Raw genomic sequence first — 19615 nt, 5'->3', positions numbered from 1 at the left:
GCAAATCATTTGCATCCCGAGAAACATTCCTAAAAAACATTTAAAAGTAATTTTACAGAAATGGCAAGGAGTTACAAAAGATAGCACTATTATGCTTAATCAATGAGAGATACATCGACTTTGAAAAATCAAATAAAAACAATTGATAAATAGTAAGGACCAATTTTTGTATAAAAACCAATCTAATTCAACAGTAAATATCTTAAATATGACTCAACGGCTGTGATTTTAATAAGATATTAAGAAAGAAAAAACAACCGATTTATGCCGGTTGTTCTCTTAAAAGACATGCAGGATTAATTAATTGAGTTAACTAAATCATGCCAAGTAGATAAAACTAACGCTTGATCAGGTGGTGAAAGCTCACCTGCTTTTATCGCCTTTTGAATGCTATCTTCTACACGCGCTCTTAACGCTTCTAACTGTGTGTTATTTTCTTGCTCAAGTTCAGCAATAGCCAGTGTAATATGGCCTTGTAAATATCCACCTGCAAATAATTCATCATCAGTGGCATGTTCAACACGGCTATCAATTTTATCTAATAAGTACGCTTCATACTCAGAAAGCATTATTTATCCTCAATATATAATGTTGCTATCTTTTATATTTACCCTGTATTAACAGAGCATAAATACATGTGCTCTAGCAACCTTACTACTTCAGACTCCACCCTATTGGGTAAAACCTTCACAGTGGATAGGCGATAATTATTCTCGCAATCCTTAATTAACTAAAGGATTTTCCTGATAAGGAAACATCTCTTCGGTTAGCTCTGGAGTATTGTAAAACAAATGTAACGCATTAATAAATAGCTGTGCACGAGGTGGCGCGTTTTTATCTCGTAAATAAGCGAGTACTTGTTCTCTAACTTTATTTCTGAACTCATAACGATCAGGCTCAAAGTTACCTTCTAAATTGTCACAACTAACATTGAAAGGATAACCAGCAGCTTGGCAAAATAACCAATCTAATGCTTGAGGTTTGATTTCTACAACTTCAAACTGCCCTTGAGTGGTTTCATCTCGTCCATCAGGACAATACCAGTAACCATAATCAACTTGTTGGCGACGAGCCTCTCCAGCGATACACCAATGTGATATTTCATGTAAGGCACTGGCATAAAAGCCATGAGCAAAAATGATTTGGTGATAAGGTGTCTCTTCATTTGCAGGCAAATAAATCGGCTCATCATCTCCTTTAACTAAACGGGTTTGAAAGCTTTCGCTAAAGCATTGATTAAAGATATCAATTAACTGTTGATAATGATGTGCTGACATTTAAAAACCATCTATTCCTAATTAAAAAGTGCAGAAAACCAAAGTGCAATAGTATCGCCATGATTGTCATGAATGAGTTTGATGCTCATCAAAAAGGAGATAATGACCAGCATAGGTCTTATTAATTTTTGCCCTTTTGTTAATACTAAACCTGCACCTAAGCGAGCACCAATAAATTGCCCACAAAGCATAACTAAACTAATAGTCCAAATAACCTGCCCACCAATAATAAAAAACAGTAAAGAGCCAAAATTAGAGGTGAAGTTGAGCAATTTAGCATGAGCGGTCGCTTTTGAAAGATTATATCCAAGTAACATGACATAACCTAAAGCGAAAAAAGAACCTGTACCCGGTCCAAAAATACCATCATAAAAACCGACACCGCCGCCTAATATTGCCCCAAAAGTATAGTAACCAATGCGTTGTTTACTGTCTTGAGCACCTATTGATGGAGTAATAAGGAAATAGAGACCAATGGCGATGGTAAGAATAGGAAGCGCTTGTTTAAGAATTTCGGGATTAATAAACTGCACTAGCATGGCGCCAGAAACAGCACCAATAAAAGTCATTAAAATTGCAAATCGCTGCGCTTTTAAATCAATAACCTTTCGACGTATAAAATAGAGCGTAGCCGAAAACGAGCCACCTACTGATTGTAATTTATTTGTTGCAAGAGCTTGAACTGGCGAGATCCCCGCAGATAACAAAGCTGGAATGGTGATTAATCCACCGCCACCAGCTATTGAATCAATAAAACCTGCGATTAAAGCAACAAAGAAAAGAAGAAGGTAGATGCCATCTGAAAAGAGCCAATCCATTTATCTATCCGAATTATTAGGAATGAAGGACGAGTTGCTGTGTTTATCTCATTTATTTTAAAAAACCACAGCAACACGATCTGAGCATAATAAAATTAGGCGCTCACACCTTTAAAGCTAACATCAAACTTACAACAGTTTATCGACCACGTTATTGATGTAGAATGATTACCATTGCATTAGTGGAGGTACAACATCACCACATTGACCACGTTGGCGCAATGCATGATCGAGCAAAACAATTGCCATCATTGCCTCAGCAATAGGGATAGCGCGTATTCCTACACAAGGATCATGACGACCTTTGGTTATCATATCGACTTCTTCACCATCACGATTAATTGTTTTGCCTGCAATAGTAATGCTCGATGTTGGTTTTAAAGCGATATGAGCAACGATTGGCTGACCACTGCTAATCCCACCTAAAATGCCACCTGCATGATTGCTAGTAAAACCGTTCTTAGTGATTTCATCTCTATTTTCAGTGCCTTTTAAGGTTACAACACCAAAACCATCACCAATTTCAATTCCTTTAACAGCATTAATACTCATTAATGCGTGTGCTAAATCTGCATCTAGTCTGTCAAAAACCGGCTCACCAAATCCGGCTGGTACACCTTCTGCAACCACAGTCACTTTTGCACCAATCGAATTGCCTTCTTTTTTAAGCGCACGCATGTATTCATCAAGTGCTTCTAAACGAGAAGGATCTGGGCAGAAAAACGGGTTGGTTTCAACGATAGACCAATCAACAAGATCACAAGTAATCGGGCCTAGTTGAGAAAGATAGCCTTTTACCTCAATACCCATTTTCTCTTTTAGGTATTTTTTAGCTATTGCACCAGCAGCAACACGCATTGCAGTTTCTCGTGCAGAAGAGCGCCCACCGCCACGATAATCACGCAAACCATATTTTTGCTCGTAGGTATAATCAGCATGACCAGGGCGAAAAACATCTTTGATTTCACTGTAATCTTGGGAGCGTTGATCGGTGTTTTCAATCAATAAGCCAATGCTTGTTCCTGTTGTAACACCATTAAATACACCTGATAAAATGCGTACTTGATCAGGTTCGCGGCGTTGAGTGGTATAACGCGATGTTCCAGGTCTACGTCTATCTAAATCAACTTGTAAGTCAGCTTCTGTTAAAGGCAATCCAGGAGGTACACCATCAACAATGCAACCTAATGCAATACCATGAGACTCACCGAAAGTTGTGACTCTGAATAATTGTCCGATACTGTTTCCTGCCATCCCTTTATTCCTATCTTTTACTGTGTGATGTTATCAATATGTTATTTGCAATAAATAACAATCTACCGTCTCATTGCTGTTACATCAACGTTTATCAGTAGAAAAACACGCTGAATATTCGACGAGCTGTTCACGAGTCAGCATAAAGACACCAAGCCCACCATTTTCAAACTCAAGCCATGTAAATGGAACCTCAGGGAATTGCTCAATTAAATGAACCATACTATTACCCACTTCACACACTAAAATACCTTTTTCACTCAGATATTCAGGCGCTTTTAGCAAAATTTGTCTTGTAATATCAAGACCATCGATGCCAGAAGCTAATGCTAGCTCAGGTTCAACTTGGTATTCATCAGGTAAATCGCCCATATCTTCTACATCAACATACGGCGGATTTGTCACAATAATATCGTAAGGCGTTGGTACAATGGCGTTAAATAAATCCGATTGCATTGGATAAACACGATGTACTAAACCGTGGTTTTCAATATTAAATTCAGCGACTTCTAATGCATCTTCAGAAATATCAACCGCATCAACTTCAGCATCTTCAAATTCATGAGCACAAGCAATAGCAATACAGCCACTTCCAGTGCATAAGTCGAGAATGCGTGCTGGCTCTTGCTGAATTAAACCATCAAAATGGTTATTGATTAATTCACCAATAGGAGAGCGAGGGATAAGAACTCGTTCATCAACATAAAATTCGTGGCCACAGAACCAAGCGCTATGCGTTAAATAAGGAACTGGGATTTTCTGTTCAATACGGCTTTCGATCAGCGTAATAATTTCCATCTTTTCAGAAGTTGTTAACTTGGTTGATAACAGTGCGTCTGGAATATCTAAAGGAAGTGCAATAGTCGGTAATACCAGCTGCAATGCTTCATCCCACGCGTTATCTGTGCCATGACCATAGTAAATATCAGATGAATTAAACTGACTCATAGCCCAACGTAACATATCTAGGATCGTGCTTAGATCAGCAACCGCTTCCTCTTTTAGTGTTATATCCAAAACTGTTGTCCTCTGAAGAAATAGAAAGTCTGTAGTTTGCCATGAAGATGGCGATAAATCAGCGGGAAACCATAAAAAAACATCACTACATTATTATTCTCTTTATCATACCCATATACTTCTTATGGTTTTAAGCTTCAATCAGGTAATCAAAAGCAAAATTTATGATCTATTCATAAACAAAGATTAGCATTTTATACTTTTAATTTAACTTTTATTAGCAAGTAAATGAAATTGGACCATACTTAAAGCATGAAAGAATTAACTGTGTACTAAAATGCGCCTATAGATGTTTTTCATTCAATATGCAGTCGCTTGAAAGCAAATGACTAATTTTAAAGACTATTTAAATATCTTTTTATCGTTTTTTATCGCAATCTGAAGATATAGTAATATTTTATGTTCCACTGAGATCATGAGTAGAGCAACTTATTAACTAGCCTATATTTGCTAACTATGTGACTATTTCGGCAGGGTAAATTCCCTGCTTTTTTTTACGCTAAATTTATGGCCTATACTTTTTTATCTCTGACACTATTTCATGTACTATTGCCTTATAAAGACAGTAACACTATGAAGAATCGTAAAAAATGAATAAAAAATTTTCATTACCTCCTTCTGAAATTGAGTTGTTTCAGGAGATGATAAAAGGTACTAAGAAATTACCTCAAGATAAAATACTTCATTCGCCAAAACGTAAAAAAATCACACATTACGCGCCTGAACGTCTGCAACAAGAGCAAGTTGATGCCTCTTATTATTTTTCAGATGAATTTCAGCCTAACTTAGCCACAGAAGGCCCAATGCGCTATTTAAGGGAAGGCGCTAATGCTTATGAATTAAAAAAACTACGTCGTGGTGATTATGTACCTGAATTTTTTCTAGATTTGCACGGATTAACACAGTTAATTGCAAAACAAGAGATTGGCGCATTGATTGCTGCATGTAGACGAGAACATGTTTATTGTGCCTGTATTATGCATGGGCATGGCAAACATATTTTAAAGCAGCAAACACCTCTTTGGTTAGCACAACACCCTGATGTAATTGCTTTTCATCAAGCCCCTAAAGAATGGGGAGGTGATGCCGCATTATTAGTACTCGTAGAAAACGACGATATTGCTCGCCGCTAAACCTCAAAAATTCTATTGCATTAACCCTTAAATCACCTATCGGGTGAAATAAGGTGTTAATTAATTATTTACTTAGTTGATTTAAATTTTATTTCAATGTTGAGGGTGACACTTGCCATAACAACTCCCCTGCACCTTTTGATAAATCAAAATCAACACAGGCAATAGTTGATGTTGAAAACATAGGAGCACATACCGCAGGACAGAGTTCAGCGACAACATAACCAACTAAAGGTAAGTGAGAAATAACAAGAATATTTTTATATCCTGTATCGCCCAAGGCGCGTAAATAATGTGCAACATGTGAAGGATTACCTCCTGGGATAAGTCCATCATCTGTTTCTATTTTATTAGGTAGCGCTAAATCTGCTTTTACTGCATCCAAAGTCTGTTGAGCACGTAAATAAGGGCTGACTAAAACATAATCAATTATATGTCCTTGCTTTATCATCCATTCAGCCATTTTTATTGATTCACTTTTTCCACGTTCAGTCAGTGGTCTTAATGCATCGCTAGCAGCATCAAGAGCTGCTTCTCCGTGGCGCATAATAAAAATTTGCATAGTAAATTATTAAACCTATTTTATTTTTGTAATTACTGGCATTTACAGTTTTAAGATACTTAATTTAATTCAGTTTAAATCAATATATCCCCATATAAAAATCTTCAATACCCTAATTGCAATAGCATTATTAATCTTTTTAAGATCATGCCGTTGGTTTACAAATCAACATCATTTTCAGAATTTTATTTTAAAAAATTTCGTTTTTAAATTTATTTTCAAATAACTATTTTGCCATATCTGGCTATCATTAACACTTTCGACCTCTTTTTCCATTAAAAATTCACCAATTATTAATCTGACGCAAAAAGTACAAGAAAAAAGGCGCCTAAGCGCCTCAATCAAAACAAGTGTCACAAAAGGAAAAAGCAATGGTAAAGTGATGACCTTAATCGTAAAAACGTTCATTTCGTTTAGCCATTTCAACTAAACGCTCACAAGGGCGATATTTTTCTCCGTATTTATCGGCAAGTTGATTGAGCTTTTCTGCTACTTTTGTTGTTCCCATACTGTCCATATAACGGAATGGACCACCAAAAAAAGGAGGAAAACCGATACCAAATACAGCACCAATATCACCATCTCGCGGTTGTTTTATAATATTTTCATCTAAACAACGAACGGCCTCATTTAACATTAATAATAAACAGCGCTCCGTAATTTCAGAGGAAGATAATTGGCTTTTAGGTTTAATTTGTAATAACCGATATATAGCAGGATCAGGCTGTTTTTTATTTTTACCTAATGAGAAAGGTAATGCATGTTTTGCATAAAGATAAAAACCTCGTCCATTTTTACGACCTTTTCTATCATCAGCAATAATGGCATCGACAGCCGGAGGAGAAGCAAACCTTTCACCAAATGCATTCACTAATATTGGCGTTATTTTAGTACCAATATCAATCCCCACTTCATCCAATAACTGAATAGGCCCTACGGGAAAACCAAACTGAACAAGGGCTTTATCGATATTCTCAATAGGCTCTCCTTGTACTAAGCATGTCAATGCTTCACTGATATAAGGAGCAAGAATACGGTTAACATAGAATCCCGGTTTATCACCAACAACTATTGCAACCTTGCCCTGCTTTTTCGCAAAGGCTACAGTTGTAGCAATGGTTTTTTCATCGGTATTTTCATGCGGAATAACTTCAACCAAAGGCATTTTTTCTACTGGGCTAAAATAGTGAAGCCCGATCACTTTTTCTGGGTGTTTTGCTGTTTCTGCAATTTTATGAATAGGAAGTGAAGAGGTATTTGAAGCAAAAATAACTTTACCTTTTCCTACTTCTTCGATATCTGCAACCATCTTCTGTTTTAAAGCCAGATCTTCAAAAACTGCTTCAACAATAATATTTGATTGATGAAAACCGCTGTAATCTAGTGAACCCGAGAGTAGCCCCATTTGACGCTGACGTTCGCGTGCAGATAACCTTTTTTTACTCACTTTGGCTGAAAGCGCTTTCCAACTATAATTAAGCGCCTGAGCAATTCCCTTATCACTGATATCTTTAATTCTTGCTGGTAAATTACCTTTTGTCGCGGTCACAAAGGCAATACCACCGCCCATTAATCCACCACCTAAAATACCGATATGGTGCAAATTATCTGGTTTCTCGGATGATCCAGTTTCATTTTTAAGTGCCGTAGAGGCAAAAAAGAGATGTCTTAATGCCGATGAAACGGGTGTCATCGCTAGTTCACCAAACGCATTAGCCTCTTCTTTAAAACCTGTTTGAATATCTTTCTCAAGGCCTCGTTCAATGACATGAAGAATACGCTCTGCTGCTGGATAGTGACCTTTCGTCTTGGCTAATGTGCGTTTTTTTGCTTGCCCAAACAGTATATTTCTACCTAAAGTCGTATTTGCCCAAAAGCGATCCATTATCGAATGTTTTTTCTGCTCTTTTTTACCCGATAAAATCCATTTAGCTGCAACTTCTAATAGAATATCTTGTGAGACAACATCGTTTACAAGGCCTAATTTTAAGGCTCGTTTCGCATTAATTTGTCTACCCGTTAAGATCATGTCTAACGCAGATGTCACACCAATAAGACGAGGTAAACGTTGAGTTCCGCCAGAGCCCGGTAGTAATCCAAGTTGCACTTCAGGAAGCCCTAAACGTGTTTTATTATTATCAGAACAAATTCGTCCATGACAGGCTAAGGCTAATTCAAGCCCTCCACCAAGGCATGCACCATTGATAGCAGCTACAACAGGCAATGGGTAATTTTCAAGTTGCGTAAAAAGATCCTGCCCTGCTTTTGCTAATGCACTCGCTTCTTCTTTAGTTTTACAACCCGCAATCATGGAGATATCCGCACCCGCAATAAAACTGTCTGTTTTACCTGAAGTGATAATCAATCCTTTTACACCTGAGTGTTGCTGAGCTTGCTTTAAAACATCTTGAAACTGCTGCACAAACTCTGCTTTTAGTGTATTTACTTTTTCACCAATAACATCAATAGTGATAATGCCTACTTTGTCATTACGAACTGAGAATTGAAAAACAGATGATTTTTCTAGTGTTGTTTGTTGTTCCATTATTCCACCTCCAAAATCATCGCTGCACCTAATCCACCAGCCGCACAAGCAGTGGTTAACCCAAACCCTCCACCTCGACGTTTAAGCTCATGTAGTGTCTGTGTGACCATTCTTGCGCCAGTCGCTGCAAATGGATGCCCATAAGCAATAGAACCGCCTAGCACATTAAATTTATCCATATCCACTTCTCCAATCGCCTTGGATAATCCTAGTTGCTCTTTAGCAAAACGCTCACTGGCAAATAGTGTCAAATTGCTTAATGTTTGTGCAGCAAAAGCTTCATGCATATCAATTAACGTTAAATCACTCAATGCAAGACCAGCGCGAGAAAGCGCAAGTGGTGTGGCATATGATGGTCCCAATAGCATATCTTTCCAAACATCTGTCGCTGTAAAAGCATAACTACGCAAATAACCTAAAGGCTGATAACCGAGACTTTTAGCAACAGATTCTTTCATCATTAATACAGCGGCTGCGCCATCGGTTAATGGCGTACTGTTTGCGGCAGTGACACTACCATGACGACGATCAAAGGCAGGTTTGAGTTTGGCATAAGAATCAAGAACTGAATTTTTACGAATATTGTTATCTTGATGAAAACCTTCTTTGTAAGGAGGGAAAAACGCAGTCATGACTTCATCATCTAATTTACCCATTTCCCATGCTTTCGTTGCTAATTGATGAGAACGATGCGCTAATTCATCTTGAGCAACTCTGGAAATATGATAAGTCTTTGCCATTTGCTCAGCGGTATCTCCCATACGCAACCCCGTTGAATATTCAGCAACTGCGGGTGCCACAGGAAGGAGATCACGAAATCGTAATTGGCTTAAATAACTTAATTTCTGACCTAGTGACTTGGCCTTATTAAGGCTTAATAAAACATCTGCAAGCTTTTTACTAACTCCGATAGGCAAAACTGAAGAAGAGTCTGCACCACCAGCAATACCGACAGAAACATGTCCAGCCATCATGCTTTCAGCAACATTAGCAATCGCCTGAAAGCTTGTTGCACATGCTCTTGTTACACTATAAGCATCAGTTTTTACACTTAACCCTGCGCCGAGAACAATTTCTCTGGCAATGTTAGGTGCCTCTGGCATTTGAACCACTTGACCGAAAACAAGTTGATCAATAATTTCGGGAGGAATTTCATTGCGAATCACTAATTCTTGAACCACTGAACGCCCTAATTCAACCGCAGGTATTCCTCGATACGCCGTCGCTTGTTTAGCAAAAGGTAAGCGTAGCCCGCTGACAATGGCGATGCGATCTTTCATAGCACTGTTCGTTGATGACTTCATAACGGCTCCTGACAAAATGATTTCCTAACACCAAAGAGGTCTGACCTGATAATAGTGTTAACAAAAATTTCACCTTTCAGAAACGTCATTTTACGAGAAGTGGGAGTTAGCGCTCAATATTTCGATGAAATGTCTGAAACTTAACAATAATGATAGAAAAGAGAATGGAGTGATCGAGAGATATAAAAAAAGGCTGTCGAATTTCAACAGCCTTAAATCTATTAATTTCAGAGGATTAACGTAATCCTAACTGGAAAATTAGGTTTTCTGCTTCACAAGAAAATGTAAAATCAGCGGTAAGTTGAACACCACCATCAACATCAGCAAATTGTTGATTGATTTTGCAAGGCTCTGAAGCGATAGATTGTGCTTTTGCACTAAGTTGATCTAACATTGCTTGCGCTTGTACTTTATCAGCGAAGACATGCTGATATGACGCTGTGCAATTCTTATTGTCAATAATAGTACCCACATCTACACAACAGCAAGCAGCGGTTTCTTCTGCACTACAACGATTAATTGCGTCTGCCATTTTAGTCTCCCAACGAAAGAAATGTTAATTATCTATCATAATCGCAAAAAAATAAAATAAACTGCTTTAGCTCAAATTTTATTACAATTTTACAAAAATAATTGATTACTCTGTTTATTTAACAATCAAAAACATCTTTATTGGCATATTTTGTGAAAAATATGTTAACTAAATCTCAATTATTGAATCTAAACAGCAATATTTGTAAAACATACTTGCAACATTCGGGGTAATCAACTTTATACTTAATCAACTGGTCTGATTTGTCATAACGACAACCGCACCTAAAATCCAGCGCTTCTAATCAGAAGTTACTAACTTAAAAAAATTATGAGGGTTTAGGTCATGAACCGTAAAAACCTGTTTACTCGCACAGCACTAGCTGCCATTGTAGGAGCAATTTCCTCTCAAGCAGGCGCTGCCGGTTTTCAGTTAAATGAATATTCTACTTCAGCACTAGGGCGTGCATTTTCAGGGGAAGGCGTTATCGCCGATGACGCAAGCGTAGGTAGCCGTAACCCAGCGGCACTTACCATGTTTGATCGCCCTGAATTCTCTGTTGGTGCTATCCTTATTAATCCAGGCGTTGATGTTAAAGGTAAATCACCTCTTACTGGTACTGATACCACTGCAAAAGACATCGCACCAAGTGCATTAGTGCCTAATATCCACTTTGTAGCACCAATCAATGATAAATGGGCCATTGGCGCATCAGGTACAACAAACTTTGGTTTAGCAACAGATTTTCCGAACGATTATCCTGCGGGTCTCATCGGTGGTAAAACTGATTTAAAAACCATGAACTTAAATCTAAGCACAGGTTACCGTGTTAATAACCAATTTAGTGTTGGTTTAGGCTTAAATGCCCTTTATGCTGATGCAGAAATTACACGCCATGTTGGTGAAGCGGGTAAAGTTTTAGGTGGTGCTTTATCACAAAAACCGGGCATGGAGCAATTAGGCGGTTATTTATCAAGCCTATCGCCAAGTGACCGCTTTGCTCAATTGAAGGGAGATGCATGGGGTTTTGGCTGGAACGCCGGTTTATTATATGAATTTGATGAAGGTAACCGTATTAGTTTCACCTACCGTTCTAAAGTGAAAGTCAAATTTAAAGACGGTGAATACCAAAATGACTTACGTTCAATTCCACAACTCGAAGGAATGGGAATTGTAGGCACTAACGGTGAAACCATTAAAGGTAAACTTGACCTTAACCTACCTGAAATTTGGGAATTTGCCGCTTATCACCGTGTAGCACCAAAATGGGCGGTACACTATAACTTCGCTTATACAAGCTGGAGTGCTTTCGAAGAGCTAAGAGCAACACGTAAGAGTGATGGTCAACAACTGTTCAAGAAAGAAGAAGGTTTCCGTGATGCATGGCGTGTCGCTTTAGGTACAACCTATTATCACGATGATAACTGGACATTCCGTACTGGTATTGCTTTTGATGACAGCCCTGTTCCTGCTGATAAACGCTCAATCTCTATTCCAGACCAAGACCGTTTCTGGTTAAGTGCAGGGGCAACCTACGCATTTAACAAAGATATGTCTGTTGATGTTGGCTTAGCATATATGCACGGTAAAAAAGTCACAATCAAAGAGAAACTATCTGAAGATTTACCATTACCTGCATATGAGTTTGAATCATCAGGTAAAGCATGGTTATACGGTATGAATTTTAACTACCGCTTCTAATTTTTCACTATGCTTTTTATACAAAAAATGGTCTTTTTTAAGACCATTTTTTTATTTATTCATCAAGCTAACAAAGATAATAAACTAATCGATAGAATCTAAATCATCTTCAATAGCTTTCGCATTAGGATTTTCTTTTACAGTGCCATCAGCTTGAAAGTCGTTACGCTGGAAATAAGCTTCGCGCATCATTAAATATGGATCAGACGAGTTTTGTAAAATCGCATCGGAATCGAGCAATTGTGCCCGTGTTTCAATGCCCTCTAATGCCCACTTACCTGCTGACATCCAAAAAGTTAAATAGCTCAGCATAGGATACGTTAAGTCAGCCCAGTCACCGCCCTCTTCACGGACAGTAAAGCTACCATAGCCCGGTACAACCACATAGGGGCCATAATCCATACCATAATGACCTAACGTACTACCAAATCGCATTGGGACTTCTTTTTCCATCGTTTCTTTAGACATACCAGCGACATCTATTAAGCCACCCATACCAAAAACGGTATTAATCCAGAAACGACCAAAATGTTTTGCCCCCTTCTCAAAGTCACCACGCAATACGCTGTTTACCATACTTGCCGGCTCTTCTAAGTTACCTAAAAAGTTAGATAAGCCATTTCTTGCTGGTGGGGGCACATAATCACGCCAAACAACCGCAACAGGGCGTAAGATATAGGGATCTAAAACATAGTAGTTAAAATCAAACATCTGGCGGTTGAACCCTTCCAATGGGTCAGAGCGCCCCTCCCCATTATTAGGGGTACTTGCACATCCTGAAAGTAAGGCGACTGAAAGAGCAACACCGCACAGGCGATACTTCATAATGTTCTCCGCTAATTATCTTATGATGGACAGCATCATAGTTCGCATATTCATAAACTCTACACATAATACTGTCAATGCATGATAAGTGGTACTTTTATTAGGTTTTGATCTTATAAGATAATTCGGTTTTTGTGATTATCTTATTGAGCTGATTTAAAATATTAGCCCAATATTATGGGCTAATATAAAAATCTATGATGTTATTTAATTATATTCTTTTATCACTAATCGCTCTTCTGGATCAGGGTACGAAAAATGCTGTGTAATAAAATCAAACTCTACTTCTGTGGTTTTAAACGGGTTCTCATCTGATTGATTACGTAAAGATAATCGTTTTTTACACTCAGCATTTTCTACTTTCAAAACATGAAATAAATAAGGCATTCCCGTATTATCAGCTAATGATTTTAGCCATTTTCGCTGCTTTGGTGTATTTGCCGGAAAATCCATAATAACGGTATTTCCAGCATTAAGAAGAACTGCAATATGTTCGCTTAACACCCCCTTCACTAACTCACTTTTTTCAATATAGTCAGTTACTGTTTTTATTTGATTTGGGTAAAGTCGCGATAACCATTCATCTTCATTGATTAATACCGTTCTGGGTGATTTAGCGAATGATTTTGCTAACGTTGATTTACCAGAAGCAATTTTTCCACAGAAAAAATGTAAACGAGCATCAGAAGATGATTTTAATAAATCAGTTCCATAAGAGTTATCGATAACACAAAGCCATTGGTCATTAATAAGTTTAAAAACATAAGTGGCTTCTCTTACTGTATTAAACTTTCCTTCATTTGGCATATTTGCACTTAAAAGTGTTTGTGCTAAAACAAGTGCACAATCTTCACCAAAAATAGCTTTCACTCTTCCTTGAGAAACTTGTAATGAGTGATTAAAAAATCCAGCAATTGTCATAAATGCTTTTTTTAGTGAAGGCTTACCAGAAACATGCAAATCATCTTTAACCACTAACGTGCCATTTTCAGTATAAAAACTCATTAGATACTCAAAATTTTCGTCAGTAATAGCTTGGTCTGCATTTACAATTAGCTGCGTTAGAGATTGGGTATGTTGATCAACTTCTTCTGAAGTAAACATTTATTGTCCTTATCTTTATCTTTGTACCAGATAAGGAGTTTAAAAATAAAAAAACCCGCTTATCTGGCGGGTTCTTAATACAACCAATCCCCACCACTAAGTGATGGTAATAATAATTGCTGGAGAGGTTGTGATATATGACATAAAAATAAACCTTATAAATAGACTAAATAAAATCTAGCAGTAATTTATTTTTTAAACAAGAATATATTTTTAAAATCAAATCAATAAATTAATTGATGTTTAATTTACCTTTGAATATAAAATTATTTTATTTAACTGTTATAGATAAATAATTATTTGCTCTCATGTTGATAGCAACATGATGTTTTCCCAGATGATTTTTCTTCTTGAATCGGTGGGCAAGGTACTGTTCCATAAGAACAAAATACACAACAATCGTCTTCAAGGGGGTTTAATAGAGTATGACAATACGGGCAAGTGATTTCTGACATCAAGTTAATCTGATTATTTGACATTTTATTTCCACAAAAATTTATAAACATCGTTTTTTTATTTATAATACGCTATTTTCATTTCTTCAATAGCGTATTAAATCAATCATTTATTTATGACTTGCTGATTAAATACTTGCTGTTTTATTGCGGAAATATCAACTTCTTCTAAGTATTGAATAATATTAGGAAAAAAGAGTTCGTGATAGCCGTATTCTTTTTTTCTTAATTCAGCAATTGCCTGCTCTTTTGTCCAATTCTCAAATATTAGCCGATACATTGCTATAACAGTCCCTGTGCGATCACTGCCATGCCAACAATGCACTAACACAGGATCAGACGTGCTATTTATTTTACGTAATACCTCAATGACGTCCTTATCATTAATTCTACCTGCGTTCATTTTTACGTGAAAAGTTTCTAGTTGCGTACCTTTTACATCATCACTATCACTATGATATTCACGTAAGTTAATAATCGTCTTGATACCTTGGGCTTCTAACCATTTCATTTCACCGGGTGTTGGTTGTCCTGAACGATAAACTTTTTCTGAAACTTGATAAAAATTTTCAGGAGGTACGAGGACATCAGTAGGCCTAGAATTACACCCCACCAGCAGAAAAAAATAAGTAATAAATAAAAACTTTAAATATCGAATATCATTAATTGATTTTATATCCATATAAAAACCTAAATTTATTACTGGTTATTGAATGAGGAAGCAAAATAATAGCGATAATAGCGTGGATTGATAAACACTGCTCTAGGAATAATTTCTAAATTTATAAAATAGGTAATAGATAGCGTTCCCTACAGACTTCACAAGCAATGATTACTTATTTGATTTATAGTAATAAATTACTAAAACTTAAATATTTTACCCATAATTTTACCCAATTAGGGAAAATGAAATTGATTTGGAGATCGAACCTGTGAGAAAGGTGATACTTTTATACCACCCCCTCATTTTTAATTCCACACCCTGCTATACTCTCCAAAAACTAACCGGATCCATTATGAACCTCGCAAACCTAACTCAAGAAGAAAAAGACAAAATCAATGTCGATTTAGCCACAAGTGGTGTCGCATATAGAATGTCTAAACATGCCAGTCGTTGCGTCCGAAGTTGAACAACAACAACAACAACTGGCACATTTGAGAACGTACTTTAATGAGAAAATAAAAAATCCATCGAAATGGATTTAAATCTATTTAATTCCGTATTTTTTTTGAGTAACAAATTTAGGCTCTTTCCAATTAGGACCTTTAATTGTTAGCCCCTTCTTATCTTTAGCTAATTTACCTTCCTGTAAAAGCTTACCCATTGTTTTTATAAGTATAGCTTTTTCAACAACTTCAAATTTATATCTCACATAACAACGATCAATGCTTGGGTACGTCGTTTTTGGGGCAAAATATAGAAGCACATCTTCTACGCTTTCGTTTTTATAAATACTTTCAACATCAATCATTATCTTATCTCCTGAGATTTATCATATGCTTCGATAGCCTCTGGTGTATATAAAGGCTGCGTCCGTTCATTGATATTATAATCTTCTAGTGTCGCTGTATGAGTATTATTCCAAACCTCATCAATATTATTCGGAACCTCGCCATCTTTAATACCTAAATTACGATACCGTTCCAATTCTCTAATTTCATGTGTATAAAACCGCTTGTCAATATCAGTAGCTTTTATTTCACCACGCAATATTTTTTCCAGTCGATCAATCATTTCCTTGTTATCAGCTGACTCACCAAAACGCTCTGTGTGTAATTTTACTTTATCAACGCCATCACGATCGATTTTTACATCTTTCCAATCTAAATCTTTAATTGGTCCACCAGCTTTATCTTTATTAAATTCACGGCCACTAGATTTTCCTTTGGTATTTACCTCACCATAAGCACCCAATTTTTTCTCTATATCCTCGACCTTATCCTCAGCAGCTTTTTTCTTTCCTTCTGCTTTTTTGCGTGATTCGAGAATGGGAGCCAGTTTTTTCTTTGCATCTTCGATTTGAGCGTGGGTTTTTAAAATTGAATCACATAAAGCACTTAAAAGAGCTGCAACAGCAAATAACTGCGGGCCTTTAATAGACTCTTTAACTAACTTTTGAACAACTATATTAGGATAGTCATTAGGCCGACTCAAAATTGCTTTTAATAACTCTTTGTCATTAAATTTAACTTCTTGTTTTGTTATTTTTAATTGCTTGCTGTCCTGTTTATAAACAAGAGGATTTTTAACAGGGTCGGCTAAAGCCAAACCTTCTGGCGTAGCTTTGAGTTTATTAATAACAGCGACTTGAGCCTGATATTGTTTGTCAATATTAGCTAATCTTTTTTTTGCTTCTTCAAGCTCTAATAATGCGGCTTCTAAAGGATATAGAGTCGACCATTCAGCCCATTCTTTTTCCACTATTTGCTTTTCATTATTTATATCAATAACGTCGATAATAGAGACATAAAGAGCTTCATGCTTTCCACCAAAATCAACAATCGCATGATGAGTCTTTAATTTGGATGAAGGGATATAGTATCCAACGTTAGGCTTGGAATTAATGACTACTTGTTTGTTTTTATCCGCTTTATTTTCAGAAACGCTAATACGCACTGGCTTTGCGCCTGCAATAATAGGAGCGGTATAAACATTTGGTGTGTTTGTTGCTGTTGCTTTTACGATTGGAATACTAATAGCCTGACCCGTTGATACAATGGTTCGTTGCTTTCCAGTATTCTTATCTAAAGCAGACATAACCTGAGTATGTATACTTAATGATGTTTTTTTACCAATGTTGCTAATTTGATTAGTAACAATATCAGCAGGCATGGTTGTAACTTTACGAGCTTTATTTCTATCAAAAATATCTCTGTCTAAAACACCGTATTTTTCCAGCAGAGCCATTTCAGCTTGAGTAGACATAATATTACTACTTGGCCACACTCCTTCGATTGCAATTCCGACACCTGTAACTCTAGCCAGTTTTGGAGCAACAGAAATTGCTTCTAATGTGCTAGCTTTTAACGCTGTCAATGACTTAGAAAAGACACTCTTAATATTAGCGGAAACAAATGGACTTGATCTAAAACTAAGAACACCTTGATAGGTAAGGAAACCTAAAGCAGGGAGGCCAGCTGATGCCATTACTAACTTTTCAGGATATTGGTTTAAATCAATATCAGAGGCATCTTGAATATCTCTTTCTCTTTCGTTTCTGTCTCGATCTTCATTGTCATTATCTGTGTAATTTGAATTATCATCTTCATCATAATCATAGTAATCATGACTACTGACGCCATCGGTTATTTCAATCCGAATATCTCTATCTTCATTATCACTCATATAAATTCCTTTTTATATTTAACAGCACACAATCACTGTATACAAATACAGTGCATTCAATAATAATTGCAAAACAATCGTCTGATTTCGGCTATAGTCGGAATAGTTACGGATACCTTCTTTCACCTTAGATGAGTTAATCCTGAGCAGCCAACCATTTAATTTCTTTAATGCCATACATAAAATATTACGTAATTCTTTATCTATAACGACCATATTCATATGAACAAAGTTGTATTTATTATTGTTTTTATTGATTTTTTTGATTTAATCAACCAACTCATACCAAGATTTTCTACAATCGACTTCATTGCTACATAAACAATACTTTCTACCATCGCAGTAATTATTTATTGTCCATGAAATTGAATGTTTGATGTGTTACCGACACAAATAGATACCACCAGAGCCCTTATACGGTTTATCTTTTGCTTTAAATGATGATGTCTGCTTTACAGTTAACATTTTGGGTAAAATCTCGCTGGAGAAAAAATTTATCCAATAAAGATAGAAGTTTTCCAACGAACTAATAAGAACCACAACGGAAAGGAAATTATTGTGTATATTGAATTTTGTGGGATTTTACGAACAAAGGCGAACTAATGCGAATGGATTCAGAGCGTTCCCTACAGGAATCGAACCTGTAACTAGCCCTTAGGAGGGGCTTGTTATATCCATTTAACTAAGGGAACATACGTAGGAAGATAAAGCATGACTTATGGACGGGCTACATTTTACCCCCCTCACTCTCTATTAATCAAGTTTTAACGCACTGATATTGGAAGGAATTTTTTTGTTTCTTTTTTGAACAATACAATTTGACTTAAAAAGTATCTGATAAATATCATTATCATTGATTATGTTTACTCTTATATATGTCTGTTTTATTAAAACTCTTTCAATCGTTTTAAAAACAATTTCGGTGAATATCCCATCTCTTTATTAAACATTGCACTAAAAGCACTCGGATTTTCATAACCCAGCTCTAAAGCAACTTCAGTAACTGAATCTCCTTTCTTTAAAGCGGTTAACGCATACATTAAACACGCTTTTTGGCGCCAATCTCGAAAAGAAAGTCCAGTCTCCTTGTGAAAAAGACGAGTAAATGTACGTAGGCTCTTATTTAATTTTTCAGCCCACATTTCTGGTGTTGTGCGAATATTAGGTCGTGACATAAATTCAGTACACAATTCATCTAATAAAGCATGTTGCGGTAATGGCGTAAAATAAGGTAATGGCTTAGCTTGGGATAATTCATGACAAAGCAAAGTCAATAATGCGCTATCTCGCCCGCCTAAATCATAAAGTAAAGGAAGTTCATTGGCAGAAAGTAATAACTGATGAAGCAGAGGGGAAACTTGTAAAACCTCACAACATTCTGAATGGCGAGGAATTTTATTAGGCTCAATATAGAGACTATAAGTACTACTACCCAACATTAGCACTTGATGTACTTTTTCTGCGGGGATCCATACACCACTGTAAGGCAATACAATCCATTGACCATCTTCTGTTTTGACTTTCATTACCCCACTAGGGGCATATAAAAATTGCGCACGCCGATGATGATGAGCTTCAAGTAATGTGTCATAAGGATAATCAGAGCCTAATGCCAAAATATCACGAGGAAGATCATCCACACTGTTGATATCGATATTACGCATAATATTTAAATTGTCCTAAATTCGTATAAACTTGTCATTATCGCGTGGGTAAGCCATCACTTTATTCTATATTGTTAA

The 19615-nt window shown here is 36.6% G+C and carries 19 protein-coding genes, 1 tRNA gene and 1 pseudogene; 3 read left to right on the top strand and 18 right to left on the bottom strand.

The genetic code is table 11. The features are described 5' to 3' along the window. Positions 1-296: 296 nt before the first annotated feature. The 5 genes from GWJ01_RS17010 to prmB form a co-directional block, all read right to left on the bottom strand. Positions 297-569, bottom strand: coding sequence for a YfcL family protein (locus GWJ01_RS17010; protein ID WP_109393034.1), 273 nt, complete (start codon positions 567-569; stop codon positions 297-299). A 153-nt stretch (positions 570-722) separates the two neighbouring features. Beyond that, the gene (locus GWJ01_RS17005; RefSeq protein ID WP_109393033.1) at positions 723-1277 is read right to left on the bottom strand and encodes an elongation factor P hydroxylase; all 555 of its coding nucleotides are present in this window, start codon (positions 1275-1277) and stop codon (positions 723-725) included. Between the two features lie 17 nt (positions 1278-1294). After that, positions 1295-2095 carry a sulfite exporter TauE/SafE family protein gene (locus GWJ01_RS17000; protein WP_161711362.1) on the bottom strand — a complete coding sequence of 267 codons (801 nt, stop codon included), beginning with the start codon at positions 2093-2095 and terminating at the stop codon, positions 1295-1297. Positions 2096-2263: 168 nt separating this feature from the next. Beyond that, positions 2264-3349: a chorismate synthase gene (gene aroC / locus GWJ01_RS16995; protein ID WP_151435599.1), complete on the bottom strand. Its 1086-nt coding sequence runs from the start codon at positions 3347-3349 to the stop codon at positions 2264-2266. 84 nt (positions 3350-3433) lie between these two features. Beyond that, positions 3434-4366 carry a 50S ribosomal protein L3 N(5)-glutamine methyltransferase gene (gene prmB / locus GWJ01_RS16990; protein ID WP_161711361.1) on the bottom strand — a complete coding sequence of 311 codons (933 nt, stop codon included), beginning with the start codon at positions 4364-4366 and terminating at the stop codon, positions 3434-3436. A gap of 590 nt (positions 4367-4956) precedes the next feature. Between prmB and smrB the strand changes: the two genes are divergently transcribed. Then, positions 4957-5499, top strand: coding sequence for an endonuclease SmrB (gene smrB, locus GWJ01_RS16985; RefSeq protein ID WP_109393029.1), 543 nt, complete (start codon positions 4957-4959; stop codon positions 5497-5499). 88 nt (positions 5500-5587) lie between these two features. Here smrB and sixA read toward each other — a convergent pair whose 3' ends face one another. From sixA to GWJ01_RS16965, 4 genes are all read right to left on the bottom strand, one after another. Then, positions 5588-6061, bottom strand: coding sequence for a phosphohistidine phosphatase SixA (sixA, locus tag GWJ01_RS16980; RefSeq protein ID WP_075670568.1), 474 nt, complete (start codon positions 6059-6061; stop codon positions 5588-5590). Positions 6062-6449: 388 nt separating this feature from the next. Then, positions 6450-8606: a fatty acid oxidation complex subunit alpha FadJ gene (fadJ, locus tag GWJ01_RS16975; protein WP_161711360.1), complete on the bottom strand. Its 2157-nt coding sequence runs from the start codon at positions 8604-8606 to the stop codon at positions 6450-6452. Further along, on the bottom strand, positions 8606-9910 hold the full coding sequence (gene fadI / locus GWJ01_RS16970) for an acetyl-CoA C-acyltransferase FadI (protein WP_109393026.1): 1305 nt from the start codon (positions 9908-9910) through the stop codon (positions 8606-8608). Before fadI ends, fadJ begins: the two co-directional genes overlap by 1 nt. 235 nt (positions 9911-10145) lie before the next feature. Next, complete coding sequence (locus GWJ01_RS16965; RefSeq protein ID WP_006533378.1) at positions 10146-10442, bottom strand: YfcZ/YiiS family protein; 297 nt, start codon at positions 10440-10442, stop codon at positions 10146-10148. A 345-nt stretch (positions 10443-10787) separates the two neighbouring features. On the opposite strand from GWJ01_RS16965, the gene fadL reads away from it, so the two are divergent. Beyond that, on the top strand, positions 10788-12143 hold the full coding sequence (fadL, locus tag GWJ01_RS16960; protein WP_109401854.1) for a long-chain fatty acid transporter FadL: 1356 nt from the start codon (positions 10788-10790) through the stop codon (positions 12141-12143). 84 nt (positions 12144-12227) lie between these two features. Here the strand turns inward: fadL and mlaA are convergent, their stop codons facing one another. The 4 genes from mlaA to GWJ01_RS16940 all read right to left on the bottom strand — a co-directional run bounded on the left by mlaA (position 12228) and on the right by GWJ01_RS16940 (position 15209). After that, positions 12228-12968: a phospholipid-binding lipoprotein MlaA gene (mlaA, locus tag GWJ01_RS16955; RefSeq protein WP_075670556.1), complete on the bottom strand. Its 741-nt coding sequence runs from the start codon at positions 12966-12968 to the stop codon at positions 12228-12230. Positions 12969-13175: 207 nt separating this feature from the next. After that, positions 13176-14072: an AAA family ATPase gene (locus GWJ01_RS16950; protein WP_227003129.1), complete on the bottom strand. Its 897-nt coding sequence runs from the start codon at positions 14070-14072 to the stop codon at positions 13176-13178. Between the two features lie 296 nt (positions 14073-14368). Continuing rightward, positions 14369-14551, bottom strand: coding sequence for a GDCCVxC domain-containing (seleno)protein (locus GWJ01_RS16945; RefSeq protein ID WP_161711359.1), 183 nt, complete (start codon positions 14549-14551; stop codon positions 14369-14371). A gap of 82 nt (positions 14552-14633) precedes the next feature. Then, the gene (locus GWJ01_RS16940; protein ID WP_161711358.1) at positions 14634-15209 is read right to left on the bottom strand and encodes a fused DSP-PTPase phosphatase/NAD kinase-like protein; all 576 of its coding nucleotides are present in this window, start codon (positions 15207-15209) and stop codon (positions 14634-14636) included. A gap of 334 nt (positions 15210-15543) precedes the next feature. On the opposite strand from GWJ01_RS16940, the pseudogene GWJ01_RS16935 reads away from it, so the two are divergent. Beyond that, positions 15544-15733: pseudogene (locus GWJ01_RS16935) on the top strand (DNA polymerase III subunit theta). 2 nt (positions 15734-15735) lie between these two features. Here the strand turns inward: GWJ01_RS16935 and GWJ01_RS16930 are convergent. The 5 genes from GWJ01_RS16930 to GWJ01_RS16910 form a co-directional block, all read right to left on the bottom strand. After that, positions 15736-15999 (bottom strand): immunity protein, encoded by a 264-nt coding sequence (locus tag GWJ01_RS16930; RefSeq protein ID WP_075670550.1) that lies wholly within the window; start codon positions 15997-15999, stop codon positions 15736-15738. Further along, positions 15999-17873, bottom strand: a complete 1875-nt coding sequence (locus GWJ01_RS16925; protein ID WP_161711357.1) for a colicin-like bacteriocin tRNase domain-containing protein — start codon at positions 17871-17873, stop codon at positions 15999-16001. Before GWJ01_RS16925 ends, GWJ01_RS16930 begins: the two co-directional genes overlap by 1 nt. 18 nt (positions 17874-17891) lie before the next feature. Further along, a complete protein-coding gene (locus GWJ01_RS19080; protein ID WP_411909535.1) occupies positions 17892-18131 on the bottom strand; it encodes a phage antirepressor N-terminal domain-containing protein in 240 nt (79 codons plus the stop codon). Between the two features lie 362 nt (positions 18132-18493). After that, positions 18494-18565: transfer RNA gene (locus tag GWJ01_RS16915), tRNA-Arg, on the bottom strand. Positions 18566-18760: 195 nt separating this feature from the next. Next, the gene (locus tag GWJ01_RS16910) at positions 18761-19537 is read right to left on the bottom strand and encodes an AraC family transcriptional regulator (protein ID WP_109401868.1); all 777 of its coding nucleotides are present in this window, start codon (positions 19535-19537) and stop codon (positions 18761-18763) included. Positions 19538-19615 lie beyond the last annotated feature (78 nt).

It is taken from the genome of Proteus sp. G2618 (assembly GCF_009915995.1).
GTDB lineage: Bacteria > Pseudomonadota > Gammaproteobacteria > Enterobacterales > Enterobacteriaceae > Proteus > Proteus terrae.
This window is presented reverse-complemented; position numbering and strand designations above follow the sequence as displayed.